This is a genomic window from Polynucleobacter sp. IMCC 29146, assembly GCF_021395195.1.
In the GTDB taxonomy this organism is placed as follows: Bacteria; Pseudomonadota; Gammaproteobacteria; order Burkholderiales; family Burkholderiaceae; genus Polynucleobacter.
This window is the reverse complement of the sequence record NZ_JAJVCR010000006.1, coordinates 111,514-136,910: the sequence shown is the minus strand read 5'-3', so window position 1 is coordinate 136,910 and position 25,397 is coordinate 111,514. Positions and strand designations below refer to the sequence as shown.

The window sequence follows — 25,397 nt, the reverse complement described above, 5'->3', positions numbered from 1 at the left end:
TACTAAAAATCAGGTCAGTTCATTCTTAAGCGTATTAGCTTCTACCAGTATGTCGTGCGCTTTTGCTTTAGCGTCAGCTAAATCTCTTGTGCCTGTACTTGTGCGTTGCCATCTGCCATCTACATTGAAACGACATTGCCAAATAGCACTACGCTCACGCTGATAAACAATGAGTTTTCTATCAATGAGAGTATATGTGGTGGGCTTTTGTAGGCTCATTTATCGCTCGCTAAGCCTTTAGCTTACAGGGGGTAGCGAAAATGGGCAATAGGTGTGTAAGCGGTGTGTAGCCAAAAGAAAAGGGACTTCATTGCTGAAGTCCCTTATGTACTGGTGGGTCGGGCGGGATTCGAACCCACGACCAACGGATTAAAAGTCCGCTGCTCTACCGACTGAGCTACCGACCCAGAAAGAGAGAAATTATAGCAATTTGTTGCTGGACTTCTTGAAGATGGCTACCCACCCCAATGAATCAGGAGTTAACACGTCTTGCTACAGGTGGATTTTTAGCAAAGTAGTCTTTAATTCCCTTCAAAATGGCTTCTGCAATGCGATCCTGGTAAGCCTCATCATTCAGTCGGGCTTCTTCTTCTGGATTGCTGATGAAGGCTGTTTCTACCAAAATAGAGGGAATATCAGGTGCTTTTAAGACTGCAAAGCCTGCTTGCTCTACTTTGCCTTTATGCAAGGGTGCAAACCCACCAATTTGTTGCAGAATGGACTGTGCTGCTTGCATGGAGTCTTTAATTTGTGCGGTTGTCGACATATCTAAGAGAAGATTAGCTACTTGTGCGTCTTTAGTTTTGATATTGATGCCACCTATTAAATCAGAGGCATTTTCTTTGTTCGCCATCCAACGGGCAGCAGTACTTGACGCTCCTTGTTGCGAAAGGGCAAACACCGAAGCCCCTTTTGCATGTGGTTGCATAAACGCATCAGCATGAATTGAGACAAATAAATCGGCCTGTACTTGGCGTGCTTTCTGAACTCGTACTCCTAGTGGCACGAAATAATCGCCATCTCGCGTGAGGTAGGGGCGCATATAAGGAACATTCTCGATTTTATCTTTTAAGCGTTTGGCAATTGCAAGTACCACTTGTTTTTCTTTTGAGCCTCGAGCTCCAATAGCGCCAGGGTCTTCGCCGCCATGACCGGGATCAATCGCAATCGTAATTAAGCGTTTATAGCGGTTAGTGCCGACCTCTTTATTTGGGAGGGCCGAACTTTTAATGGGCGGTAATTCTTTATTAGCAAATTCAGCAATTAAATCGGGTTGTGCGTTTAATTGTTCGAGAGCTTTTTCTTTGCGGGCACTGTTTTTTACTAACTCCATTAATGGGTCGGGTGGGGTGGCTGAATAGAGATCAAAGACCATGCGGTACTGGTATTCGGCAACTGGGTCAAGGGTAAAAATTTGTGGTTTGACGGGCTCTTTTAAGTCAAATACCAAACGCACTACATTGGGCTGAAATTGGCCCACCCGAATTAGTGACACATAAGGATCATTCGGTTTCACCTTGGCTACTAGATCCTTTAAGGTTGAATTCAGCTCTAGTCCTTGCACATCGACCACTAGACGATTGGGATTCGTTAGCATCTGCTGCGTAATGGGCAACGGTGTATCGGACTCTAAGGTAATACGAGTGTAATCTTCGGAGGGCCAAATGCGCACTCCCATAATCTTGGCGCCGTAGGCGATTTCATTGACACCCAACAGAATTAAAAATCCTGCCTTTTGTAATCCACCCAAACCCAAAACTGCTTTAGCAGACCGTCTTAAGGTGCTACGCTTAATTTGATTAACTGAAGAAGTTTTGGCCATCGTGTTTAATTTAGCTTTCAAGCTTTAATAAGATGCTTTGCCCTGCCGGAGAGTGCGCGGTGACATTAATGTCGCGCTCACATTCGGCTTGCCGCCCTTTGAGCACAATAGATAGATCAAAGACGGGTAGTGTATCCCCCGCTTTTTCTGGCCATTCAACTAAACAAAGGCCTGGTGCGGCAAATAAATCAGCAAAGCCAGCCTCTTGCCATTCCAAGTCACTATGCATACGAAATAAATCAAAATGATGCAAAGCAATCGAGTGTTGCTCTACCGAGATCGAATAGGGTTCACACAAGGCATAACTAGGGCTTTTGACTTTACCTAGATGCCCCATGGATTGAATGAGGCTACGGGCAAAGCTGGTTTTACCCGCGCCTAACTCTCCGCTAAGCGCCAAATTAAGGTGTGCGCTAGGAAATTCCTTGAAATATTGAATCAGCACTTGGCCTAGGGCGCTAGCTAGATCACCCGTTTCGCTTTCCTGCCTACAATGTTTACTTAATTGATTCAATGTGTACTTTGATATGAATATTGCATGGTTGCGTGAACAAGCCACTCTTTTCGGCTTTGACCGTTTGCGTATTACCGACACCTACCTCGGCGAGGCTACAGAGCGCTTGCATCACTGGCTAGCCGAAGGTCGCCACGGACACATGGATTATATGAGCCGTCATGCACTTTTGCGAGCCGACCCAAAATTACTCTTGCCTGGCACAGTTCGTGTCATTTGCGTCAGCTTGAACTATCTACCCGACGATCATGACATAGACCAAGAATGGCGGCAATTGGCCAACCCTCGTGCCGGAGTCATTTCGATGTATGCCCGTGGACGTGATTATCACAAAGTTTTACGTGGCCGCTTAAATGATTTTGCCAAAGCAATTGAAGGTCGTATCGGCCCATTTGGGTATCGCGTCTTTACCGATTCAGCGCCTTTAATGGAAGTTGAGCTTGCGCGTAAAGCGGGTGTAGGTTGGCGTGGAAAACATACTGTACTTTTAAATCGTGAATCGGGATCCTTTTTTTTTCTGGGTGAAATTTTAGTTGATCTTGCTCTACCTGTTGACCCTGAGGAAGTGCAGCATTGCGGTACGTGCACAGCTTGCATTGATGTCTGCCCTACACAAGCAATTACTGCGCCTTATCAGCTTGATGCACGTAAATGCATTTCCTACTTAACGATTGAAAATCCTGCTGCAATTCCGCTTGAATTTCGGCGACCGATGGGTAACCGGATCTACGGGTGTGATGATTGCCAATTAATTTGCCCATGGAATAAATTTGCTAAACGCTCCAGCGTGCCTGATTTTGTAGAGCGCCATGGCCTAGGCGAGCAAAGTTTATTGGCATTATGGTCTTGGACTGAAGCCGAGTTTGAGCAGCGACATGAAGGTAGTGCAATTCGGCGGATTGGCTATAGTCGCTGGCGGCGTAATTTAGCTGTAGCCATGGGGAATGCGATTGCTAATTCTGCATTAAATAGGGTCGAGCGCGCTGAAATAATAGCTGCATTAACTACTTCCTTGGGTAGCGCAGATGATTTAGTACGAGAACATATTCAGTGGGCTTTACAAGCAGAACCTACAATCTAGCTTATGACTGCTGCTACGCCACCACCACAAAATCTGCAACCCTTCCTGACGCCTGACTCTAAAGAGCTCAATGGTGATAAGCCAGCCCGTTTTGGTAGTCGCAAAGAAGCTTTTTGGAGCGGCTTTCGGTGTGCCTCAGGTGCTCCAGCAATGGTACTTTTCGCCGGTATGGTGGGCTTTGGGGCAATGGCTAAAACAAATCATCTCGATCTGTGGTTTACCTCATTAAGTACTTTATTGATGTTTGCTTTGCCTGGCCAAGTGGTGTTGTTAGATATGGTGCTTTCTGGTTCATCAGTAGTGGCAATTATCTTGGCTGTAACTCTCACCTCTACCCGCTTCATTACGATGACAGTGACTTTGTTTCCACAACTGCATCCCCGTGATCGCAATCGTAAACTCTATGCATCAGTCCATTTATTAGCAATGACCGCTTGGGCGGTATCGATGCGTGAATTTCAGGCTATTGAATTACAGCATCGCTTGCACTATTACTTAGGTCTCGGCATTTTATGCTGGGCAATTAGCTTTCCAGCAACAATTTTGGGTTATTTGTTGGCTGGTTTTGTGCCCAATTGGATTGCCTTAGGACTTGTTTTTATTAATCCTTTATTTTTCTTATTGACGTTTACGGAAGTCAAAACTGCCATTAACCGTCTGGCAATTATTTTAGGGAGCATATTAGGCCCATGTTTTTATTTGCTGGATCGCGATTCGAGCTTGCTCGTAACTGGTGTGGTCGCTGGCACAGTAGCCTATTTTATTGATCGCCAGTTTTTACGCCACCGTTTTAAAGATCAATCATCATGAACACTGCACTGCAGGGTTGGGGTATTTGGCTAGCGCTTGCCGGGGCTTGTATCGGCACTTATTTATGTCGCGCTATCGGCGTTTTACTGTCAGGGAAGATTAATCAAGAGAGCCCGATTTTTCAGTGGCTTTCGGCGGTAACTTACGCAATGGTGGCAGCACTTACAGTGCGGATGATTATTCTGCCTTTTGGCTTACTGATAACAGTACCAATCTTGGTGCGAATTACATTATGCGGCCTATGTTTAGCCATAATGCTTTCAAATCCTCAAAAGCGATTAGTGCCTGCCTTATTAACTGGCACCTTGCTGATGATGGCTTACGGATTAATCTTCTAATTTTTTGAAAATTGTTGATAAAACGAATTAAGCTGCCAATCCATTTTTTTCAATGTAATATACAAGAAATATACTAGCATTAAGTATCGCTTTGGAGGTTAAAAATGACTTTAAATAGAAGGTTAGCGCTTAAATCCATAGTTGCTATTACAGGCACACTTTTATCTTTACGCAATTGGGCGCAATCTTGGCCGGATAAGGCAATTAAACTTGTGCTTGGCTATACCACTGGCGGAGCATCAGATGCGACTGCACGCATTATTGTTAGGCCTTTAGAGCAAAATTTAAAGCAAACTGTAGTCATTGACCATAAGCCTGGTGCTGGCGCATCAATAGGCGCTGAATTTGTGGCCAGAAGCACGCCTGATGGATACACTATTGGCCTAACCGATACGGGCCCCTTGTGCATCATGCCCCATTTACGCAAAGTGGCATATGACCCACTAACTGATTTCACCCCATTATCTTATGTATGCTCTACGGGATTAGTTTTAATTGTCAATCCAGCATTGGATGTTAAAAACGTCCAAGAATTAATCGCTTTAGCGAAGGCTAACCCAGGTAAGTTTAGTTATGCAAGTTCTGGCGTCGGATCTGTACATCATTTAGCTGGCGAACTCTTTAAAGCTAGAGCTGGGGTTTTTATTGTGCACATTCCCTATCGCGGTGCTGGCCCAGCGTTAACTGATTTGATTGGGGGGCAAATTCCGATAATGTTTGCCACAATCGGGCCTGCATTACCCATGATTGTTTCTGGGAAAGCTAGGGCATTGGGGGTGACGTCTATTGTTCGGTCTAGCTCTTTGCCGAATGTTCCAACCATTGCTGAGCAAGGGCTAAAGGACTATGAAGCAGTTTTACGATTTTATATGGTTGGACCAATCAAAATGCCGGCGCCTGTTACTACCTTATATCAATCTAATTTTAAGCAGATTATGCTTGAGCCCAATGTAGTTAGTGAGCTTAAAAAATTGGGTAATGATGACATCGTTCCCAAAACACCAGCCGAAATTCAGTCGATGATTCAGTCAGACTATCGAAAATGGGGTGCAGTGATTAAAGATGCAAAAATCACGCTCGATAGTTAAGAGCACAGCGTAGAAAAAGAGCCCATGAAAAAATGGAATACGCTCGCACTTAATTTAGCTCAACGCCTGGAGCGGGCACGCACAATAACAAATAATAAGTATGTTTCACAAGAAGATATAGTTCGCCTGCTTGAGTTGGTGATTGAGTCTGGGGATAAGATTTGCATTGAAGGCAATAATCAAAAACATGCTGATTTTTTATCACAATCGTTGGCGGCGGTAGATAACCAAAAAATCCACGATTTACATATCGTGCAGTCAAACATTGCCCTTCCTGCGCATTTGGATATTTTCGAAAAAAAAATTGCAAAAAAATTAGATTTTTGTTATTCGGGCGAGCAAGGGGTTCGCTTAGGAAAGTTAATTAAAGAGGGGCTTATTGAGGTTGGTGCGATTCATACCTATTTAGAGCTGTATAGCCGTTACTTTGTTGATTTAACCCCGCGCGTATCTTTTATTGCCGCTCAAAGCGCAGACTCACGGGGCAATCTATATACCGGACCGAATACTGAGGATACGCCGCCGATTGTTGAGGCTACAGCATTTAAAAATGGCATAGTAATTGCTCAAGTAAATGAGATAGTTGAAAATGTACCCCGCATTGACGTGCCTAGTGATTGGGTTACTTTTATTGTCAAGGCGCCTAAGAATCACTATATCGAGCCAATCTTTACGAGAGATCCTGCATTAATTACTGAGGTGCAGATATTGATGGCCATGATGGTGATTAAAGGTATTTATATTCCTTATGAAATTAATCGACTAAATCATGGCATTGGATTTGATACTGCGGCTATCGAGCTAATTTTGCCGACCTATGGTGAGGCGCTTGGATTAAAGGGTAAGGTCTGTGAATACATGAGTGTTAATCCGTGCCCCACCTTAATACCCGCAATAGAGTCGGGTTTTATTAAAAATATTCATTGTGCGGGGTCTGAGCTGGGGATGGAGGATTATGTTGCGGCTCGCCCTGATATTTTTTTTACTGGCCCAGATGGATCGCTTCGCTCGAATAGGGCTTTTTGCCAACTTGCTGGCCACTACGCCGATTTATTTATCGGCTCGACTTTACAAATTGACACCGAAGGAAATTCATCTACAGCAACTTTAAATCGAATTGCTGGATTTGGTGGTGCGCCTAATTTTGGATCTGACTCAAGGGGTAGACGCCATGCTAGCAAAGCATGGTTAAAAGCTGGCGAGGAAAGCATGCATCCAGGAAAATCTGCAATACCTCGTGGGAGGAAGTTAGTAGTGCAAATGGTTGAAACCTTTAAAGATAAGATGCAAGCTACTTTTGTAGATAAATTAGATGCCTGGCAATTAATGGAAGATTTTCAGTTAAGCATTCCGCCGATCATGATTTATGGTGACGATGTTACTCACTTAGTTACCGAGGAGGGTATTGCACACCTTCATCGCTGTAGTAATTTGTCTGAAAGAGAGCAGGCAATAAGAGGTGTGGCGGGATATACCCCTGTAGGGTTAGCTAGAAATAAAAAAGTTGTAGAAGAATTGATTAGAAAAAAGATCATTCAGCGACCCATTGATTTAGGTATAGATCCGCGTATGGCAACGCGTAATCTATTAGCAGCTAGGTCGATTAAGGATTTAGTTTTTTGGTCTGATGGTTTATATAAACCACCTAAACGTTTTAGGAATTGGTAACTATGGAAACTTTTGAATTTAAGTTTGGCCCTTGGTCAAAGCAGTCTCAATTAAGTAATAAAAAACCGATTATTGTCGGTGTAGTTGGGTCAGGCAATTTAGAGGTCTTGGTTGAGGAGGTTGATTTAAATGGGGGTACTAAATTTTATTTAGAGACTTCGATTGATGGTTTTGAGAAAACATGGCAAGCAGTACTTGCAGACTTTGCCGAACAAGAGCGATTTGCAAATACCATCATTACGATAAATGATGGCGGGGCAACTCCAGCAGTAGTTCAGCTACGACTTGCTCAGGCGGCACAGCAATGGAAAGAAACACCATGAGATTAGAAAATATTTCTGGTCTTTATGAATCTTCAGCACGTGAACGCATTTCATTAATTTTAGATGCAGCTACTTTTCAAGAGATTCTGCCTCCATCTAAGCGGATCTCAAGCCCGCACTTAAAAACGCTGGGTATGCCAATTGCATTTGATGATGGCATCGTCATAGGGGTTGGCTTATTGGAGGGGAAGAAGGTATTTTGTGCAGCTCAGGAGCCAGGCTTTATGGGTGGCTCTGTTGGAGAAGTGCATGGTGCAAAATTAACCGGCTTACTTGAACGGGCTGCGATAGAAAAGCCTGCTGCCGTTATTTTAATTTTAGATACTGGTGGAGTCCGTCTTCACGAAGCCAATGCTGGACTGATTGCTATATCTGAAATACAAAGAGCATTATTTAAGGCGCGTTCAATGGGTGTGGTTGTAATTGCGCTTTCTGCTGGATCAAATGGTGTGTATGGCGGTATTGGAATTGTGGCGCGATGCTGTGATTTCGTTTTAATAACTGAGCAGGGTCGCTTATCTGTGTCGGGTCCTGAGGTGATTGAGTCGCAAAAAGGAGTTGAAGAATTTGATGCCCGCGATAAGGCCTTAGTGTGGAGAACCATGGGGGGTAAGCATCGCTACTTACAAAATGAAGCGCAGGCCTATACAAAAGATTCAATTGAAAATATACGTGCGACCATCGCAGATTATTTCGGCAAACCAGTTCCTCTTAGCCTGGAGGAATTATTAAGGCAGCATAAAAGCCTAGGCCAGAGATTAGAAAAATTTAGTGACTGTGCAGATGCCATTGATATCTGGACAAAAATGGGCATTCAGAATCCTGATCAAATTCCTAGTCTTGATGATGAATCTTTTATTACCATTGCAAATCGAGTTAGAGATCATGACTAATGTTAATTCTGCTTGTGAGCAATTATTTCCCTTGGGCTTTAATTTAGTTACTTCAGGGGAAATGATTTATGGTGAAGCAAAAACAAGTAAGGGCGTCGTTGCATTACTGGGCACAATTAATAGCGCACCCATTGGGGTCGATTTGGCTTTTGCTTTAGCTGGGAAAGTGCTTGAAATTATTCAAAATCATCCCCAGAGACCGATCATTATTTTGGTAGATACGCAAGGGCAAAATTTATCACGGCGTGATGAGTTACTGGGCAACGCGGGCTATTTGGCCCATCTTTCAATGTGCTTCGAACTTGCTCGAATGCGTGGTCACACGCTAATTAGTATTGTTTATAAGGAAGCTGTAAGTGGCGGTTATCTTGCATTAGGAATGATTGCCGATAGATCATTTGCCTTAGATAGCGCACAAATTCGCGTGATGGCACTTTCAGCAATGTCGCGCATTATGCAAATTTCATTAGAAAGACTAGAGGAGCTATGTGCTAGCTCGCCCATATTTGGTCCTGGAGCTAGCAACTACGTTGCACTCGGGGCATTAGATGCGGTTTTGGCAAATGATTTATCGTCTCCAATTGAGCAGGCCTTAAGTCAAAGCGAGCAGCTTGATCAGCGTGCAAAACTAGGTCTTGAAAGAGGCGGCAGAAAATTAGCCTTTGAAGTTATTAATTTAGTTATTAATGCCCATGTATGAAATTGCCAACCTAACGCCTTGGCGACATCGGCAGATTTGGATTCGACCTGAGGATGCTAGTGAAGTTTTTTTTGAGCGTGATGAATCTAGTGAAAAATTAAACTATTTAGTATCTTGGATTCAGCAAAATAAGCCTCTAGTAGGTAGAGCTTCTGGGCAAGCTAATCTAGCCTCAAAAGACTTAAGACCACTTGGTTTACTGCAGTTTGGTTCGTCTGAAAGTAAGCAGCGCCTTTATCTATTAGTAAAAAACACAGTTATTGATAAGGTTGAGCAACCCCTTTTATTATCCTCAGTTCTAGAGTATCTTCCTCTCCAGCATCGTTTATGTGCCACCCATTTATTGCATTTAATTCAAGGAGTTGAAGTTGAAATTCGGGTATATGGATCTGCTTTCTGGAGTTATGCACAAAAATCTACTTGTATGAAGGAGGAGTCAGATTTAGATTTATTAATTCAAGCTCATGGTCGAAATAACATTGAAAATATTTTTGCTGCGCTTGTTAAATGCAGTAATTTATATGCCATTAGACTAGATGGCGAATTAGAGTTGCCCGATGGTAAGACTGTTGCTTGGCGTGAACTATCGATCATGCCAGACAAAATATTAGTGAAGTCAGACCACGGACCTTCACTGCAAAATTGTAGTGAAATTTGGGCGCAACTAGAATGAGGCCATTAATTCTGAAGCAGGCCCTGCATGAATCACTTAACCCACTAGCAAATGCGCAAAAAACTATTAGAGATTCTTGTTTATTAGCCCTTTGGCATGAGTTAATTACCTTTCCTAAGCCTGGCTTAGTTAGCCTTGAAGACTCTGGTAGCCATTCTGATATGTCAGCTAGCCACTTTTCTAGCAGCATCTTTGCCTTGCGCTTTTATTTTTATCAAATTGCCGAAGCGGGTTCTAGAGGCCTTAAGTTTGAAGTATTACGTGAATTGGGTGTCTCGAGTGAGCAAAGAATGCTGGCCGCTACTAATGGCCGCAATACCCATAGAGGGGCTATTTTTAATTTAGGTTTATTAGCTGCCGCAGCTGGCTATCAATTAAAAAATAATATTCAATTGAAATCTCTTGGTGAAATTGTGACTGAGCTTTGGGGCGAGGAATTAATCAAACATCAGCGGAGCACTGAAAGTAATGGCTTCAAAATCTTTAAAAAACATGGTACAGGCGGGGCATTAAGTGAGGCGCAGAGTGGCTTTAGAACTGTCTATCAAATTGGTTTACCAGCCTACCGGAAGCTTTTGTTTCAAACCCAAGATCTTGAATTAGCGCGCATTCATACTTTCTTTAAACTACTGTCAGTAACTGAAGACACGAATTTATTACATCGGGGAGGATTAGATGGACTTTTGTTTGCCCGGAATGAGGCTCTTTCTTTCTTGCACGAAGGTAGCGTTTTAAATCCCGACTGGCAACAGCATGCTGTATCTATTCACCATAAATTCATAGCAAGAAAACTAAGTCCTGGAGGATGCGCTGACTTATTGGGGGCCTGTCTTTTGATTGATTATCTTGATCTGACCCTTGATGTCTAATTTAGCCCCTAACTTCGCAATTGTCTGTTCTGGCCAAGGAAATTTAAGTGCAAATACCTTAACTTTTTCAAAGTTACAGCACGAAGGCGTAGAGGTAGTAGAAATTTTTTCCTCAATTTTTAGTTCCAATCTTTATGCTGAAGTTGGCAAGCTATCACATCACGGCTTAAATCCGCTATCGCAGCCACTTGCTGTGGCTTCGGCGATTGCCAATTGGAACATTCTTAAAGAAGCCCTGCCAATTCCAATGATATTTGCTGGATATAGTGTAGGTGAGGTTTCTGCATGGGGATGTGCGACATCATTACCAATTGAGCAGATTGCCCAGATTGCCTTCAAAAGATCATCCTTGATGGATCAATATGCTCCGCCTAATTCTGGCATGCTCGCAGTTCGGGGAATAGATTTACTCAAGCTTAATCAGCATTTAAATGGTGGTTTAATATATGTGGCAATTATTAATGAAGATACCCATTTTGTGGTTGGTGGCAATAAAGATGAGTTAAAGAAGCTTGCTGAGGTGCTAACAGCTTCGGGCGTTTGGTCAAAATTATTGGATGTCTCTGTTCCTTCTCATACTCCCTTGATGGTAAAAGCCAGTAGTGAAATGAATATCTATTTACGAAACTCCTTTTCAACAACTGTCGTACCCTGCAATTCTCCAGTTTTACTGGGCATTAATGGCGCGCGTTGTACAGATTTTGTAGTGGGGATGCAATCTTTAGCCAGAGCAATTGCTGAACCCATTTATTGGCAACATGCTATGCAAACTTTATCCGATAGTGGCATCAAAGTAGTTTTAGAGCTTGGCCCAGGCGGATCATTGGCGAAAATGATTACTGAAGTTCACCCGCATATTGCGGCAAGATCTATAGCTGATTTTAGGACCCCCAAAGGCGTTGTAGATTGGGTCTTACGGCAATTGGATGAAGGCTAAGAATTTATTTTCAGTGCCTTATCGCCTATTTAATTGAGGGCTTTACTAGCTATTTTTTAGTTGATAATCATTCTCATTTAAACTAAGCACTGGCGTTTTGCGGTGCAACCTTTGGGGAGGGGGCACCGCTTTTTTATCTGCACTCAATTACCCAGCTAAATCAAAGGTGGGCCGCCAGAATGCGTGCAATATGCACCGCCTCTCGTTGTACACCATCTTGAATTTGATGGCGACAACTCGTACCATCGGCAACGATCCATGCATTCGGTACTTGCCGAATCGCAGGTAACAAAGTAAGTTCTGCCATTTTTTTTGAAACGGTAATGTGTTCAACTTCATAACCAAAACTTCCAGCCATGCCGCAGCAAGAAGATTCAATCAGTTGGGGGTTGGCATTGGGAATTTGTTTTAATAGCTCTAATGTAGGCGTCAATTCAGCAAATGCCTTTTGATGACAATGTCCATGTACTAAGACGGGCTTTATGGCTGTCTGTAAATCAAAGTGACAACGACCTGCTTTTAATTCTGCAACTAAAAATGTTTCGAGTAACTGTGCTTGTTGACTTACGGTAATCGCTTGCTCGCCAAAACCCATGACTAAAGCCTCATCTTTAAGGGTGAATAGGCAGGAAGGCTCTAGGCCAATAATTGCAATGCCGCGCTCGGCATAGGGATGTAAATGCGTTAACAGGGCGCTTAGTTGTTCTTTTGCTTCATCCACCATGCCGGCAGCTAAATAAGTTCGTCCACAGCAAAATTGCTTGCCGCAACCTGCTTGCTTGGCCCGAGCTGCTTTAGTGGGTTGCGGAATATGAATGCGATAACCCGCGGTTTCAAGTAAACGAATTGCCGCTTGGAGATTTTCATTTTCAAAATACGCATTAAAGGTATCGGCAAATAAGACCACGCCTTTACCATCACCTTGAAGCAAGGCATCAGGTGAATGCGTATATTTCTTTTGCAGAATGGCTTGGTTTTTCCATAATGTTTTAGCGCTCCAGACTGGCAAGCTGCGGGCTGCAGAAATTCCTGTGAGCCATTGTTGCAGTTTGGCGATAAAAGGAATTTGATTACGTAAATTGAGTAGGGCTGGCAAGCCTGGTATTGCGCTGATGACGGGGGCATAGCGTGGTAAATAAGCAACCAGTAAATCGCGTACGGAATGACCGACCCGTTTTTTATAGCGCTGCAAAAATTCAATTTTCATTTTCGCCATATCAACCCCGGTGGGGCATTCGCGGCGGCAGGCTTTGCAACTCACGCATAAATCCATGACTTCTTTAACTGCATCACTGGCTAATGGGTCGCTTAAACTAATCTCATCTTGCTCCAATTGACCCGACATCGCTAAGCGCAAGGTGTTGGCGCGCCCGCGGGTCAAATGTTTTTCATCCCTAGTAACCCGATAACTTGGGCACATCACCTCGGCGTCAAACTTACGGCAATGGCCATTGTTATTACACATTTCAATGGCTTTTGTTAAACCTAGAGCTGGATCGCCACCCGTGCCTGGAGCAGAGATTGCCTCGGTAACGGGATTATTTTGCACATCCCAGGCCGACCAATCGAGCGCAGGTTTTAGGGGAATGATGGCGTAGTTAGGTGGATATCGAAATAGAATCTGCTCATCCATTTTGGGCGGATCAATGATCTTGCCGGGATTAAATAAATGATGTGGATCAAAAGCAGTTTTGATGGCGCCTAAAGCGGCTGTTATTTTGGGACCAAATTGCCAAGAAATCCATTCTCCACGACACAAGCCATCGCCATGCTCACCGCTATACGCGCCTTTATAGCGCCGCACTAATTCTGCAGCCTCTTCGGCTACTGCGCGCATTTTTTGCGCTCCGTCACGGCGCATATCTAAAATTGGCCGCACGTGTAATGTGCCAACGGAGGCATGTGCATACCAAGTACCGCGTGAGCCATGTTTAGTAAAGACTTCAGTTAGGGCTTGGGTGTAATCCGCCAAGTGTTCTAGGGGTACTGCGCAATCCTCAATAAAGCTGACGGGTTTGCCATCACCCTTTAAGCTCATCATGATATTGAGACCGGCTTTACGCACTTCCCATAAATTCTTTTGCAAACCAAGATCGATCATTGGCACAACGGTATTGGCTAAACCGAGGTCACCCATTAAATCTTGCAGGCTTTTTAATTGCGCTAGCAAAGGCGCCTGACTTTCCCCTGAAAATTCAACCAACAAAATTGCCTCTGGGGTCTCGGCTTGGGAGTCGACTAAGGCAGTTTCGATTACTTGCTTGAAGCTAGGATTGCTGCGGGCTAAATCGATCATAGTGCGATCGACTAATTCCACTGCGCTGGGGCCTAACTTTACTAGGTGCTGCGCACTTTCCATCGCGCGATAAAAGCTCGTGAAGTTGATTACTCCCAGCACTTTATGTTGCGGCAAAGGGGCTAGCTTTAAGCGCAGGGACTTGAAATAGGCGAGGGTACCTTCGCTACCCACCAGCAAATGCGCTAAATTGACACTACCGTCATTGGTATAGGGCAATTCACTTTGGGGATGAAAAACATCGAGGTTGTAGCCTGCTACGCGGCGTAATACCTTGGGCCAATTGGCTTCTATTTCAGGCTGAAGTTGCTCAGCCAGACCTTTGACAAAGATGCCCAATTCTTTAGCGACGCCTGAGCTTTGAGCATAAGGGCCAAATTGCCCAACCTTGCCATTCGCCAACCAAGCTTCGATGCCAAGCACGTTATGCACCATGTTGCCGTAGGCAATGGAGCGGCTGCCACAGGAATTATTTCCGGCCATTCCGCCAATCGTGGCTTGCGCACCGGTTGAAACATCCACTGGAAACCACAAACCACTCGCTTTGAGTTTGGCGTTGAGATGGTCTAGTACTAGTCCTGGCTCGACCTCTGCCTCGGCTCGATTAAGGTCTATTTCGAGGATATTGCGAAAGGCGTGGCTATTGTCGATTACTAACGCCGCCCCTGTGGTTTGGCCGCATTGACTCGTTCCACCACCACGGGGCAAAACAGGAATAGCAAATTCTGCGGCTACTGCCAAGGCAGTTTTAAGGTCTTCAGCGTCTTCTGGAATAAAGACAGCCAGAGGAAATTGCTGGTAAATCGACGCATCGGTAGCGTATCGACCCCGATTGGCCATATCGGTCAATAAGGCGCCCTTGACGTTTTTGCGTAGGCGGGTCGCAATTTCAGGAGGGAATACGTAATTCCTCAGCATATGGCAAGATATGGCAAAATGCTGTAAAGAACCGTATTTAGCAAGCTATCAATAGCGTTAAACATAATTTTAATTTAGGAGACTCCATGTTGAAACTTGACACACACCCTTCGGGCCACCATTTTCTCAATATTCCTGGCCCAAGCCCAGTACCACCCCGTATTTTGCGCGCAATTAGCTTTCAGGTCATTGACCATCGCGGCCCGGAGTTCCAAGCTTTAGCTTTAAAGGTCTTAGAGGACGTTAAAAAAGTCTTCAAAACCAAGCAACCCGTAATTATTTACGCTGCCTCTGGCACTGGCTCTTGGGAAAGCGCTTTAGTGAATATCTTAAATCCTGGTGACAAAATCTTAGGTTACGAAACTGGCCAATTTGCCCACTTGTGGATGGTGTTGGCAAAAAAACTCGGCTTAAATGCTGAAATTATTTCTAAACCTGGCGATGCTGCTTGGCGTTGGGGAGTTGATGCCAACTTAATTGAAGAGCGTTTAAAGCAAGATACTAAACACGAAATTAAAGCAGTGTGCGTGGTTCATAACGAAACTGCCACTGGTATTACTTCCAACATTCCTGCAGTGCGCAAGGCCATTGATAACGCCAAGCATCCGGCCTTACTATTAGTCGATACCGTTTCGGGTTTAGGTTCTGCTGATTACCGTCACGACGAGTGGGGCGTTGATGTCACCATTGCGGGTTCACAAAAAGGCTTAATGCTGCCGCCAGGTTTAGGCTTTAATGCAATTTCGCAGAAAGCCATTGAAGCTAGCAAGAAAGCGACCATTCCTCGGGCCTATTGGGATTGGGCCGATATTATGGAATTTAATAAACAAGGCTTTTGGCCCACCACGCCTAATACCAATTTGCTTTATGGTTTGCATGAGGCCTTAGATATGATGATGACCGAGGGCTTGGATAATATTTTTGCGCGGCATCAACGCTTAGGTGAAGCTTGTCGGCGTGCTGTGGCAGCCTGGGGTCTTGAAAATCAATGCTTAGATGCAAGCGCTTATTCACCAGTAAACACTGCTATTTTGGCCCCGGAGGGTATGGATTCCGATGCCTTGCGCAAACATATTTTAGAGCGCTTTAATATGGCCTTAGGTACTGGTTTAGGTCGCGTTAAGGGTCGTGTATTTCGCATTGGTCACTTGGGCGATTGCAACGACTTAACTCTCATGGCAGCCTTAAGTGGCGTCGAAATGGGCCTACAAACAATGGGTTACAAACCCAAAGCCAGTGGGGTAGTGGCTGCGCAAGATTTCTTAAAATCTGCCGGTAATAAGATCGAAAGAGAAGCCGAGAGCCCTGTTGTTGTTTGAAAAAAATTACCATGCTAGCTAAAAAGCCCTATCTCACTCAAGCTGATGTGCAGAAAATTTTGAATGCGGCAGATGCTTTTGCAGCAGCTGGTAATTTTGCGGTAACGATTGCCGTATGTGATGACGGGGGCCATCTCTTAGGCTTAATTCGTCGTGATGAATGCGCCCCTGTTTCAACCTATATAGCCGAAGAGAAAGCTCGTGCTGCCGCAATGGGCAAACGTGAAAGTCGCGTCTATGAAGAGATTATTAATAATGGACGCATTTCCTTCTTATCGGCGCCGCATATTGGCGGTATGTTAGAGGGTGGGATCAATATCGTCGTCGATGGGTTTACTATAGGGGCTGTAGGCGTATCTGGCGTTAAATCTGCTGAGGATGCTAGCATCGCCCAAGCCGGCATTGCCGCTCTTTCGTAAGCCGCTAATTTAAAAGGGCTTTTTTGTATTTTATAAGGTATTTTGATTAATTCTGCTCCTGAAGTAAATTCCCCTGCCAATTCCCCGCCCAATGGCGGATCTGAAGACTCTCCCAATGCCCCAGTGGCAGCCTTTACTGATTTTGCTTTAGATCCCCTCATACTGAAGGCGATTGCTGAGCAGGGCTATACAACCCCCACCCCAATTCAGGCAAAAGCTATACCAATTGTGTTGACTGGGCAAGATGTGATGGGCGCAGCACAAACAGGTACAGGTAAGACTGCTGCTTTTATTTTGCCGATTATTCAAAAATTATTACCCCTATCAAGTAGTAGTGCTTCCCCAGCACGTCACCCAATTCGGGCTTTGGTATTGACCCCCACGCGCGAACTCAGTGATCAGGTTGCAGAGAATGCCGCCAATTATTCGCGCCATACCGATTTACGTACTGCGGTCGTTTTTGGGGGGGTTGATATGCAACCTCAGGTAGCGGCTTTACGTGCCGGAGTCGAAATCTTAATTGCTACACCAGGTCGCCTGCTTGATCACTTGGGATCAAAGACTGCAAATTTGTCGCAAGTAGAAATCCTCGTCTTAGATGAGGCCGACCGGATGTTGGATATGGGTTTCTTGCCGGATTTGCAGCGCATTATTAATTTGATTCCTGTTAAACGACAAACCCTGTTGTTTTCAGCGACTTTTTCACATGAAATTAAAAAGCTCGCGCAAAGTTATTTGCGTAATCCCGTGACTGTTGAAGTAGCTCGACAAAACGCGGCTGCTGATACAGTGACGCAGGTGGCTCACTTAGTGGCATCTGAAAATAAGCAAGCAGCTATTGTGAGCATTATTCATGAGCGCACTCAAGCGGGCTTTCCGCGGCAATATTTAATTTTTACTAATAGTCGTTTAGGTTGCGCAAGATTGGCTCGCGCCTTAGAGCGCGATGGCATTAAAACCGGTGCTTTGCACGGTGACAAAAGTCAAGGTGAACGCACCTTAACTTTAGATGCTTTTAAATCTGGTGTCATTGAAGCTTTAGTCGCGACCGATGTGGCAGCTCGAGGCTTAGATATTCCGGATATGCCTTGTGTTATTAATCATGAGTTACCCTTCAGTGCCGAAGACTTTATTCATCGCATAGGCCGCACCGGACGAGCTGGCAGCAAAGGCGATGCGATTGCCTTAGTCGACTCTAGTGAGAAGCGTTTGCTTGATGATATTGAGAAGCTATTAAAACGGCAGTTGGATATCGCGCCCTTACCAGCGTCTGACTTTGCTCCAGCTAAGGCCCTGACTAGAGGGCGAAGCACCAAGTCGGTACCGCCGCCAAAGCAACCCGTCGACCCTTTCTTCTATCAGCCCTATCAAGCCTCGCCTAAAGCGAGTAGTGAGGCTGCTGCTGAACCGATGAATGAGGCTGGAATTACCCCTGCTAAGCCGCTCGTTGGCGCACTCTTGGGTGGCAGTAGAAAAAAATCTCACTAATCTAAACAAGCAATTCAGCGCTTTAGATTTTCTGCTCCCGCCAAGCGTGGGTCGCAGCGTGTAACCATTCGGCAATTGTGAGATGGTGGCGATTGGATAAATTAGCAAGGCCTAAATGATTTGCTGCTGCTTGCAGTGCTTGCAAAGTGAGTTGCGGATTTTCTGTGGCGATGGCAGTAGCCAGGGTTTGCTTGCTGAGCTTTTCCCCCCGCTGATCGAGCACTAAGGGTAAGTGCAGATAGTGTGGGGTAGGATATCCCAAAACGCCTTGTAAATAGACTTGTCGAGCCGTATTGCTGGCTAAATCGGCACCCCGCACGATATGCGTGATATTTTGGGCAGCATCATCTACCACTACGGCCATTTGGTAGGTAAAAAAGCCATCTGCACGCCGTAAAACAAAATCCCCTACGCTTTGCTTGAGCTCCTCTGCTTGAAGCGCAAGACGCCAAGCTACTGGGCTGGCCAAATTAAAGAATTCCGAGTTGGCTAGCGAGTGGGGAATCTGGGTTGGGCGACAAATACGTGGATAAATGAGCTCTTCATGCCGTTCAGAATGGCTACCCTGGGCTGCTAAGGCACTCATAATCTGCTGTCGCGAGCAGGTGCAGGTATAGGCCAAACCCGCTTGAAAGAGCTGCAGCAAAGCAGTTTCATAGTATGAAGTGCGTTGAGATTGGTAGATGAGCTCTTCGTCCCATTGCAGGCCACAGGCACTGAGTTGATGCAGAATAGTTGTCGTTGCCCTTGGTAATGACCGTGGCCCATCGACATCTTCAATTCTGAGCAACCATTTTCCTTGGTGGGCGCGAGCGTCAAGCCAGCTTCCTAGAGCCGTAGCAAGGGAGCCTAAATGCAAAGGCCCAGTGGGTGAAGGCGCAAAGCGCCCCCGATAGCTAGAGCCAAAAAATGTGGCAGGTTGAAGTGTAGACACAGCTAAAATCATCTCATGACCGCGCCCCAATTTGTTCATTTACGCCTTCACTCCGAATTTTCAATTACGGATGGCGTGGTGCGGATTGAAGAGGTAGTAGCTGCAGCCCAAAAAGATCAAATGGGCGCAATTGCCTTAACCGACCTGAGTAATTTATTTGGCTTAGTCAAATTTTATAGTAAAGCCCGCGCCGAAGGAATTAAGCCGATTGCCGGTAGTGATGTGTGGATTAGTAATGCCCAGGAACCCGAACAAGCCTATCGGCTTTTATTGTTGGTGCAGAATCATGCGGGTTATCTCAATTTATGCCAACTCCTAACGCGTGCTTCCTTAGATAATCAAGCGCGTGGGCGGGCTGAAATTCAGCCGGAATGGTTTTTAGAACCTGCTGCAAAAGCGTCTGATCGAGCGGCAGGTAAAACCCTAGCTAGTGGTTTAATTGCCCTGTCAGGCGCACACCTTGGGGATGTGGGTCAAGCGCTTTTAAATGGCCAAGAAGCCATAGCTCAAGCAGCTGCTAAACGTTGGCAAGCTATTTTTCCTGATGCTTATTACATTGAAGTTCAGCGCGCCGGTCATGCCCAAGATGAGCAGCATCTGCAACTTGCTTGCCAGCTTGCTAGTGCAATGGCTTTGCCGGTCGCGGCAACGCATCCCGTGCAATATATGAAAAAAGACGATTTCACGGCACACGAAGCGCGCGTTTGTATTGCGGAAGGTGAGTTACTAGGTAACCCGCGGCGCCAGAAAAAATTTACTACCGAGCAGTATTTTTTAACCCAAGCTGAAATGGCTACTCGTTTTGCCGATTTACCTAGCGCTTTAGCGAATACGGTAGAAATTGCTAAGCGCTGTAATCTGTCATTGGTATTGGGGCAACCGCGCTTACCTGAGTTTCCTACCCCGCCAGGAATTACCTTGGGTGATTATTTATTGCAACAAGCTGAAGTGGGTTTGGTACGCCATCTCGAGCGCAATTTTCCTCTGCCTGAAGAGCGTGCAGCGCATGAGCAGCGCTATCGTGAACGTTTAATTTTCGAAGTCAAAACCATTGAGCAAATGGGTTTTCCAGGCTATTTTTTAATTGTGGCTGATTTCATTAATTGGGCGAAAAATAATGGTGTGCCAGTTGGTCCAGGGCGTGGCTCAGGCGCCGGATCTTTGGTAGCTTATTCATTAGGCATTACTGATCTTGACCCCTTGCGATACAACTTACTTTTTGAACGGTTCTTAAATCCAGAACGGGTTTCCATGCCCGACTTTGATATTGATTTTTGTCAACATGGGCGTGACCGAGTCATTCAATATGTAAAAGATAAGTATGGTGCCGATGCCGTTAGCCAAATTGTGACCTTTGGTACGATGGCTGCGCGGGCAGCAATTCGTGATGTTGGGCGCGTGCTCGAGCAAGGCTATACCTTTGTCGACGGCATTGCGAAGTTAGTACCCAATAAACCAGGCCAGGTTGTCACGATTGAAATGGCTAAAAAAGAAGAAAAGCAATTAGCCGAGCGCGAAAAAAATGAAGATGAAGTTAAACAATTATTGGCTTTAGCTCAGCAATTAGAGGGCATCACCCGCAATGTGGGGATGCATGCTGGCGGCGTTTTAATTGCGCCAGGTAAGTTAACTGATTTTTGTCCGTTATATACACAAGACTCTAAAGACCAAGATAGCAATTCGGTCATTAGTCAGTTTGATAAAGACGATGTCGAGGCAATTGGCTTAGTGAAGTTTGACTTTTTAGGCTTAACTACCCTCACCATTCTGGCTGCTGCTGAACGCTGGATTCGTGCACTGCATGCTGACCGCAAGCACTGGAGTATTGGTGAAATAGTACTTGACGATCCTGCACCCTTTGATATTTTGAAAAAAGCCAATACCGTTGCAGTCTTCCAATTGGAAAGTCGCGGCATGCAAAGTATGCTGCGCGAAGCTAAGCCCGATCGCTTTGAGGATATTATCGCCCTCGTTGCTTTATATCGTCCAGGGCCAATGGACCTGATTCCCGATTACATTAGTCGTAAGCATGGTAAACAAAAAGTCGAATATCCCGACCCTCGGATTGAGCCAGTATTACGCGAAACTTACGGCATTATGGTTTACCAAGAGCAGGTGATGCAAATGGCGCAAACCATTGGCGGATATTCTTTGGGTGGCGCCGACTTACTGCGTCGGGCGATGGGTAAGAAAAAGCCTGAGGAAATGGCACAGCACCGTAAAATTTTTAGCGATGGTGCAAAGCAGGGCGGCATTAGTGAGAGTAAAGCGCACGAAATTTATGATTTGATGGAGCGTTTTGCTGGCTACGGATTTAATAAATCCCATGCGGCAGCCTATGCCTTATTAGCTTATCAAACTGCTTGGCTTAAAGCGTATTATCCCGCTGAATTTATGGCTGCCAACTTATCGTTAGCGATGGACGATACAGACAAAGTCAAAATTTTGTATGACGATTGCTTGCAGAATCGAATTACTGTTTTGCCACCGAACATCAATACCGGAACGTATGAATTTACCCCTCTGCGCTTGGCTGAAGACGCTATTGACTTACCGCTGCATCAAATTCGCTATGGCCTAGGGGCTGTGCGGGGTACCGGTGAAGCAGCTATTGCAGCTTTAGTGAAGGTGCGGGAAAACGGTGGCCCCTTTAAAGACCTGTTTGATTTTTGTGCTCGCATTGATCGGCGCCAAGTAAATCGGCGCGCGATTGAAGCTTTACTGCGCGCGGGCGCTTTTGATGTTTTATATCCTGTAGAGCAAAACTCGGGAGCAAAACGGTACGATATTCGGGCCACCCTTCTAGCATCATTAGCACGGGCAATTGAGGCGGCTGAACAGGCTGAGGCATCGATTCATCAGGTGAGCCTATTCGATTCGGTAGATGATGGTGATCGCCATTTACCAGAGTTAGTGCGTGAGCCAGTATGGCCTGAAAAGAAACGCCTCCAAGAAGAAAAAACTGCCTTGGGCTTATGTCTCACTGGTCATCTTTTTGATGCCTATCGGCTCGAGGTTGAGCACTTTGTGCGGCAACCTTTGCGTAAAATTACCGAAGGTAAGGATCAATTGGTGGCTGGCATTATTACTTCGGCGCGAATGCTAACTGGGCAACGTGGCCGCATGATGATTGCGACGATTGATGATGGGACCGCAGCGCTTGAGGTCACTTTATACAGCGAAGTGTATGAACCCAATCGACCTTGGCTCAAGGAGGATGAGTTACTTATTGCCAAAGTCAATGTGATGCCAGATAAATTTTCTGGCGGAATGCGGATTGTCGCGGAGCAAGTAATGGATATTGCTGGCGCCCGTTTACGCTTTGCCCGTAATGTTCATGTTTGCATTGATGCGGGCCTCGACTTAAAAATGTTACGCAGCCAAATGGACCCCTACTTAATTGCTAATCGGGTGAAACCCAGCAATGATATGGTGCGTGGCTTACCCTTGACTGCAGCAGTTACTGCACAAGGGGGTGCATGCTTAATGCAATTTCCTGATGAATTGCGTTTATATCCCGATGATGCATGTTTGCATAGCTTGCATCAGTTATTTGCTGCTAAGCAAGCCAATGCAGTAGTTGTACAGTATCAGTAACTTGCTTCGATTGCACTAATGACTTCACTTGGCTCCAAGAGGTCGAGACATTCGCTGCGGCTATCGGCGCGATCATCGCAACCTGCTTTACGGCAGGGCACACACTCTCCAGGCCCTTGCAAAATAGTCACGTTTGCCACAGTTTGACTGCGGGCCCGTAGCGCATAGGGCGTCGTGCCGATAAAACCATTCGGCCATGGACCAAAATTACTCGGTGGGGTAGGCCCAAAAAGAGCAATCGTAGTGGTACCGCAGGCAGCGGCTAAATGGGTAATTGACGTATCAATACCAACATACAGTTTTGCTTGCCGCAATAAACTACCCATTTGGGGAATCGATAAAGCACCTTTGGTATCGACTACATGAGCTCGTATGCTGGGATCTAACAGAGATATTAAAGCCTCATTTAATTCTAAATCTTGGGGTGCAGATGATGCGCTTAATACGACTTGCCAACCTTGCTTTACTAAATAGACCACTAAAATTTGCCAATACGTTAGAGGCCAACGTTTGTAGGCCATTAGTGGACCGGTATGCAGTATCGCTAATTTATTAGTGCGCAGTCCTTCAGCAATTTGCGCTACAAATGCTGGGTTGAGATCTGCTGGTGAGGGTGGAATAACTGCAATAGGATTGGCAAACAAAGTGGCATTACTTACAAAGGGCTCTAGTAAGCGCATTTTTTCAATGACGACATGCTGATGAAAATAATCAACCTCAATGTTTTGCAGACTAATCCATTTTTTCCACGCATTTTTTAAACTAGTTGATTTTTGGGTGATCTCGCCTTGCGGATGGTTGGCTACGACACCGACGCGTCGTGGAGCTGCTATCAGACTATAGAAATAAGCGCGATCGCTGGGCTGGGTCACTAAGGCTAAATCATAGCGTTGAAAGAGACGCTTAAAGAGGCTGAGATATTCCCTAAAATTAGGCCGATCAGCGGTTTCAATCCATTCTTGAATGTCTGCATTCCCTTTGAGCATATCCAATTTGCCGCGATATCCAAGAAAGTGAAATTCTGCTTTTGGCCATAATTCGCGTGCTTGTCGAATGAGGGGGGTGGTGACCAAAACATCTCCAATTTGGCGGGTAGCGATGAACAGCACGCGTTTGGGTGGTTTCAAATCAACGACCGCTTTCGCCATAATTTGCGCGCGCACATGCGCGGCATTTTCGGCAGCATTGGCTTGATCATGAATGCGATGAAATAAATGCAGCACCTCAGTTGACCATGAGCCAGATTTACGGATCACCCCATTTTTTTGTAAACGAAAGACAAAATCAGCATCCTCGTGACCCCAACCCGTCATGCTTTCATCAAAACCCTGAATGGCTAACGCATCGCTCCGCCAGCAGGCCATATTGCAACCCTTGATGCGGCGCCAGACAAATTGGCGGTAATGTCGCCAAGTGCCATCGGCGAATTTCAGATGCAAAGGTAAATACTTGTTAATTCCGTGGCATAAGCGGTAGACAAAGCTATGCGCTAAAAATTGGGAAAAATCCCATTGCGGCCACTGCAAAATGCGTTGGGTTAATTGATCGTTAACCAAGATGCGACTACCAGTCACTAAATATCCTGCTTGAGCAAGCTGACGATGGCGAGCGACAAAATCGGGTTGCACAATGCAATCGCCGTCGAGAAAAATAAAATAGTCGCCACTGGCAGCCTGAATTGCTTGATTTAGTATTTGGGTTTTGCGAAAGCCAATATCAGCTTGCCACAGATGCGTAATGGCCACTGGAAATTGTTTTTTTGCCGCATCAATAATTGCTCGTGTGCTGCCTTCTGAACCATCATCAGCAATAATAATTTCAAAATCAAGATCGGTTTGCGTGCGCAAAGAATCGAGGCAAAGCGCCAAGGCTTTAGGCCAGTTATAGGTTGCCAATAAAATGGAGATCATGCCTGCGGTGTTTCCTTGGCAACTGCTTGTTGTTGATTGAGGCGCCATAATTTGATATAGCGGTAGTAGGTGCCTTGCATATTCGAAATGGCTAGACTAAAGCCTTGCGAGCCATCGAGAAAACCAGCTTGCAAAATATAAGTACGGATGAAAGTCCATGCGCCATGTGTGATTGCTTTAAGTGGAGAACTTTTTTTACCTCGGGCAAAAGCCTGTTCAGCTGCAGCGGTGGCATAGCGCTGCATTTTTTGTTGCACCTGTGCTGCATTCATAAAGCTGTAGTGCAGCATCGGCTGCTTCAATTTGCCAATAGGTTTGCCATGGGTTGCGCTGCTCATTAACTGCTCATGGACTAGGTCATTTGAAAAGCGCGCAGTACCGCGTAAAAATAAGCGATTGACATAGTCTGGAGTCCAGCCCGAATGACGCATAAAGCGACCACAATACCAAGACGAGCGCGGAATGGCGAAACAGGTTTGGCCAAGGGGGTGCTCGATAGCCTGCTGAATTTCAGCTCGCAGTTCTGGGGTGAGGCGCTCATCGGCATCAAGGGATAAAACCCACTCGCTATTCGCAAGCTCAAGAGCCCGGTTTTTTTGGGGGCCAAAGCCTGGCCAATCGGCGGGTTGGGCGATGGTTGCACCAAACTCTGTGGCAATTTTTAGGGTCTGATCTACGCTATTTGTATCGACTACCACGATCTGCGTGGCTAAATCTCCAAGGGAGTTTAGGCAGTCGGCCAAATTGGCTTCTTCATTGCGAGTTATGAGTATGACTGATAAGGTGGGCATAATTCATTA

The 25,397-nt window shown here is 45.5% G+C and carries 22 protein-coding genes and 1 tRNA gene; 15 read left to right on the top strand and 8 right to left on the bottom strand.

Annotated elements, in window-relative coordinates; translation table 11 throughout:
• Positions 1–9 precede the first annotated feature (9 nt).
• The 4 genes from LZT22_RS09060 to tsaE all read right to left on the bottom strand — a co-directional run bounded on the left by LZT22_RS09060 (position 10) and on the right by tsaE (position 2,336).
• A complete protein-coding gene (locus LZT22_RS09060; RefSeq protein WP_233924813.1) occupies positions 10–219 on the bottom strand; it encodes a hypothetical protein in 210 nt (69 codons plus the stop codon).
• Between the two features lie 112 nt (positions 220–331).
• Positions 332–407, bottom strand: a tRNA-Lys gene (locus LZT22_RS09055).
• Between the two features lie 65 nt (positions 408–472).
• Positions 473–1,822 (bottom strand): N-acetylmuramoyl-L-alanine amidase, encoded by a 1,350-nt coding sequence (locus LZT22_RS09050; RefSeq protein ID WP_233924812.1) that lies wholly within the window; start codon positions 1,820–1,822, stop codon positions 473–475.
• A gap of 10 nt (positions 1,823–1,832) precedes the next feature.
• Complete coding sequence (tsaE, locus tag LZT22_RS09045) at positions 1,833–2,336, bottom strand: tRNA (adenosine(37)-N6)-threonylcarbamoyltransferase complex ATPase subunit type 1 TsaE (protein WP_233924811.1); 504 nt, start codon at positions 2,334–2,336, stop codon at positions 1,833–1,835.
• Positions 2,337–2,349: 13 nt separating this feature from the next.
• Between tsaE and queG the strand changes: the two genes are divergently transcribed.
• The 11 genes from queG (at position 2,350) to LZT22_RS08990 (ending at position 11,716) form a co-directional block, all read left to right on the top strand.
• On the top strand, positions 2,350–3,417 hold the full coding sequence (gene queG / locus LZT22_RS09040) for a tRNA epoxyqueuosine(34) reductase QueG (RefSeq protein ID WP_233924810.1): 1,068 nt from the start codon (positions 2,350–2,352) through the stop codon (positions 3,415–3,417).
• 3 nt (positions 3,418–3,420) lie between these two features.
• Positions 3,421–4,227 carry an AzlC family ABC transporter permease gene (locus LZT22_RS09035; protein WP_233924809.1) on the top strand — a complete coding sequence of 269 codons (807 nt, stop codon included), beginning with the start codon at positions 3,421–3,423 and terminating at the stop codon, positions 4,225–4,227.
• The gene (locus LZT22_RS09030) at positions 4,224–4,565 is read left to right on the top strand and encodes an AzlD domain-containing protein (RefSeq protein WP_233924808.1); all 342 of its coding nucleotides are present in this window, start codon (positions 4,224–4,226) and stop codon (positions 4,563–4,565) included. Before LZT22_RS09035 ends, LZT22_RS09030 begins: the two co-directional genes overlap by 4 nt.
• A 104-nt stretch (positions 4,566–4,669) precedes the next feature.
• Complete coding sequence (locus tag LZT22_RS09025) at positions 4,670–5,653, top strand: tripartite tricarboxylate transporter substrate binding protein (RefSeq protein ID WP_233924807.1); 984 nt, start codon at positions 4,670–4,672, stop codon at positions 5,651–5,653.
• 24 nt (positions 5,654–5,677) lie between these two features.
• The gene (gene mdcA / locus LZT22_RS09020) at positions 5,678–7,321 is read left to right on the top strand and encodes a malonate decarboxylase subunit alpha (RefSeq protein ID WP_233924806.1); all 1,644 of its coding nucleotides are present in this window, start codon (positions 5,678–5,680) and stop codon (positions 7,319–7,321) included.
• 2 nt (positions 7,322–7,323) lie between these two features.
• On the top strand, positions 7,324–7,644 hold the full coding sequence (mdcC, locus tag LZT22_RS09015; protein WP_233924805.1) for a malonate decarboxylase acyl carrier protein: 321 nt from the start codon (positions 7,324–7,326) through the stop codon (positions 7,642–7,644).
• Positions 7,641–8,537, top strand: coding sequence for a biotin-independent malonate decarboxylase subunit beta (locus LZT22_RS09010; RefSeq protein WP_233924804.1), 897 nt, complete (start codon positions 7,641–7,643; stop codon positions 8,535–8,537). Before mdcC ends, LZT22_RS09010 begins: the two co-directional genes overlap by 4 nt.
• A complete protein-coding gene (locus LZT22_RS09005; RefSeq protein WP_233924803.1) occupies positions 8,530–9,237 on the top strand; it encodes a biotin-independent malonate decarboxylase subunit gamma in 708 nt (235 codons plus the stop codon). Before LZT22_RS09010 ends, LZT22_RS09005 begins: the two co-directional genes overlap by 8 nt.
• Complete coding sequence (mdcG, locus tag LZT22_RS09000; RefSeq protein WP_233924802.1) at positions 9,224–9,910, top strand: malonate decarboxylase holo-[acyl-carrier-protein] synthase; 687 nt, start codon at positions 9,224–9,226, stop codon at positions 9,908–9,910. The genes LZT22_RS09005 and mdcG overlap by 14 nt, the downstream gene beginning before the upstream one ends.
• Complete coding sequence (locus LZT22_RS08995; protein ID WP_233924801.1) at positions 9,907–10,779, top strand: triphosphoribosyl-dephospho-CoA synthase; 873 nt, start codon at positions 9,907–9,909, stop codon at positions 10,777–10,779. The genes mdcG and LZT22_RS08995 overlap by 4 nt, the downstream gene beginning before the upstream one ends.
• Positions 10,772–11,716 carry an acyltransferase domain-containing protein gene (locus LZT22_RS08990; RefSeq protein ID WP_233924800.1) on the top strand — a complete coding sequence of 315 codons (945 nt, stop codon included), beginning with the start codon at positions 10,772–10,774 and terminating at the stop codon, positions 11,714–11,716. Before LZT22_RS08995 ends, LZT22_RS08990 begins: the two co-directional genes overlap by 8 nt.
• Positions 11,717–11,876: 160 nt before the next feature.
• On the opposite strand, the gene LZT22_RS08985 is transcribed toward LZT22_RS08990, so the two are convergent.
• The gene (locus LZT22_RS08985) at positions 11,877–14,930 is read right to left on the bottom strand and encodes an FAD-binding and (Fe-S)-binding domain-containing protein (protein ID WP_233924799.1); all 3,054 of its coding nucleotides are present in this window, start codon (positions 14,928–14,930) and stop codon (positions 11,877–11,879) included.
• 86 nt (positions 14,931–15,016) lie between these two features.
• On the opposite strand from LZT22_RS08985, the gene LZT22_RS08980 reads away from it, so the two are divergent.
• The 3 genes from LZT22_RS08980 to LZT22_RS08970 are packed head-to-tail and all read left to right on the top strand — an operon-like array spanning position 15,017 to position 18,156.
• Positions 15,017–16,249 (top strand): alanine--glyoxylate aminotransferase family protein, encoded by a 1,233-nt coding sequence (locus LZT22_RS08980; protein WP_233924798.1) that lies wholly within the window; start codon positions 15,017–15,019, stop codon positions 16,247–16,249.
• Between the two features lie 11 nt (positions 16,250–16,260).
• Positions 16,261–16,668, top strand: a complete 408-nt coding sequence (locus LZT22_RS08975) for a heme-binding protein (RefSeq protein WP_233924836.1) — start codon at positions 16,261–16,263, stop codon at positions 16,666–16,668.
• A gap of 45 nt (positions 16,669–16,713) precedes the next feature.
• Positions 16,714–18,156, top strand: a complete 1,443-nt coding sequence (locus tag LZT22_RS08970; RefSeq protein ID WP_370635210.1) for a DEAD/DEAH box helicase — start codon at positions 16,714–16,716, stop codon at positions 18,154–18,156.
• A gap of 22 nt (positions 18,157–18,178) precedes the next feature.
• On the opposite strand, the gene gluQRS is transcribed toward LZT22_RS08970, so the two are convergent.
• Positions 18,179–19,102: a tRNA glutamyl-Q(34) synthetase GluQRS gene (gluQRS, locus tag LZT22_RS08965; protein ID WP_255700947.1), complete on the bottom strand. Its 924-nt coding sequence runs from the start codon at positions 19,100–19,102 to the stop codon at positions 18,179–18,181.
• Positions 19,103–19,105: 3 nt separating this feature from the next.
• Here gluQRS and dnaE point away from each other — a divergent pair, with 3 nt between their 5' ends.
• A complete protein-coding gene (gene dnaE / locus LZT22_RS08960; protein WP_233924796.1) occupies positions 19,106–22,687 on the top strand; it encodes a DNA polymerase III subunit alpha in 3,582 nt (1,193 codons plus the stop codon).
• Here dnaE and LZT22_RS08955 read toward each other — a convergent pair.
• Together LZT22_RS08955 and LZT22_RS08950 are read right to left on the bottom strand one after the other, a co-directional pair.
• Complete coding sequence (locus LZT22_RS08955; RefSeq protein WP_233924794.1) at positions 22,681–24,597, bottom strand: glycosyltransferase family 9 protein; 1,917 nt, start codon at positions 24,595–24,597, stop codon at positions 22,681–22,683. The genes dnaE and LZT22_RS08955 overlap by 7 nt on opposite strands.
• Positions 24,594–25,388 (bottom strand): glycosyltransferase family 2 protein, encoded by a 795-nt coding sequence (locus LZT22_RS08950; RefSeq protein ID WP_233924792.1) that lies wholly within the window; start codon positions 25,386–25,388, stop codon positions 24,594–24,596. Before LZT22_RS08950 ends, LZT22_RS08955 begins: the two co-directional genes overlap by 4 nt.
• Between the last annotated feature and the right edge of the window lie 9 nt (positions 25,389–25,397).

Excerpts from the sequence above, each read along its gene's own strand:
- LZT22_RS09060 (WP_233924813.1), bottom strand. The coding sequence starts at position 219 with ATGAGCCTACAAAAGCCCACCACATATACTCTCATTGATAGAAAACTC.
- LZT22_RS09050 (WP_233924812.1), bottom strand. The coding sequence starts at position 1,822 with ATGGCCAAAACTTCTTCAGTTAATCAAATTAAGCGTAGCACCTTAAGA.
- queG (WP_233924810.1), top strand. The coding sequence starts at position 2,350 with ATGAATATTGCATGGTTGCGTGAACAAGCCACTCTTTTCGGCTTTGAC.
- LZT22_RS09035 (WP_233924809.1), top strand. The coding sequence starts at position 3,421 with ATGACTGCTGCTACGCCACCACCACAAAATCTGCAACCCTTCCTGACG.
- LZT22_RS09030 (WP_233924808.1), top strand. The coding sequence starts at position 4,224 with ATGAACACTGCACTGCAGGGTTGGGGTATTTGGCTAGCGCTTGCCGGG.
- LZT22_RS09025 (WP_233924807.1), top strand. The coding sequence starts at position 4,670 with ATGACTTTAAATAGAAGGTTAGCGCTTAAATCCATAGTTGCTATTACA.
- mdcA (WP_233924806.1), top strand. The coding sequence starts at position 5,678 with ATGAAAAAATGGAATACGCTCGCACTTAATTTAGCTCAACGCCTGGAG.
- mdcC (WP_233924805.1), top strand. The coding sequence starts at position 7,324 with ATGGAAACTTTTGAATTTAAGTTTGGCCCTTGGTCAAAGCAGTCTCAA.
- LZT22_RS09010 (WP_233924804.1), top strand. The coding sequence starts at position 7,641 with ATGAGATTAGAAAATATTTCTGGTCTTTATGAATCTTCAGCACGTGAA.
- LZT22_RS09005 (WP_233924803.1), top strand. The coding sequence starts at position 8,530 with ATGACTAATGTTAATTCTGCTTGTGAGCAATTATTTCCCTTGGGCTTT.
- mdcG (WP_233924802.1), top strand. The coding sequence starts at position 9,224 with ATGCCCATGTATGAAATTGCCAACCTAACGCCTTGGCGACATCGGCAG.
- LZT22_RS08995 (WP_233924801.1), top strand. The coding sequence starts at position 9,907 with ATGAGGCCATTAATTCTGAAGCAGGCCCTGCATGAATCACTTAACCCA.
- LZT22_RS08990 (WP_233924800.1), top strand. The coding sequence starts at position 10,772 with ATGTCTAATTTAGCCCCTAACTTCGCAATTGTCTGTTCTGGCCAAGGA.
- LZT22_RS08985 (WP_233924799.1), bottom strand. The coding sequence starts at position 14,930 with ATGCTGAGGAATTACGTATTCCCTCCTGAAATTGCGACCCGCCTACGC.
- LZT22_RS08980 (WP_233924798.1), top strand. The coding sequence starts at position 15,017 with ATGTTGAAACTTGACACACACCCTTCGGGCCACCATTTTCTCAATATT.
- LZT22_RS08975 (WP_233924836.1), top strand. The coding sequence starts at position 16,261 with ATGCTAGCTAAAAAGCCCTATCTCACTCAAGCTGATGTGCAGAAAATT.
- gluQRS (WP_255700947.1), bottom strand. The coding sequence starts at position 19,102 with ATGATTTTAGCTGTGTCTACACTTCAACCTGCCACATTTTTTGGCTCT.
- dnaE (WP_233924796.1), top strand. The coding sequence starts at position 19,106 with ATGACCGCGCCCCAATTTGTTCATTTACGCCTTCACTCCGAATTTTCA.
- LZT22_RS08955 (WP_233924794.1), bottom strand. The coding sequence starts at position 24,597 with ATGATCTCCATTTTATTGGCAACCTATAACTGGCCTAAAGCCTTGGCG.
- LZT22_RS08950 (WP_233924792.1), bottom strand. The coding sequence starts at position 25,388 with ATGCCCACCTTATCAGTCATACTCATAACTCGCAATGAAGAAGCCAAT.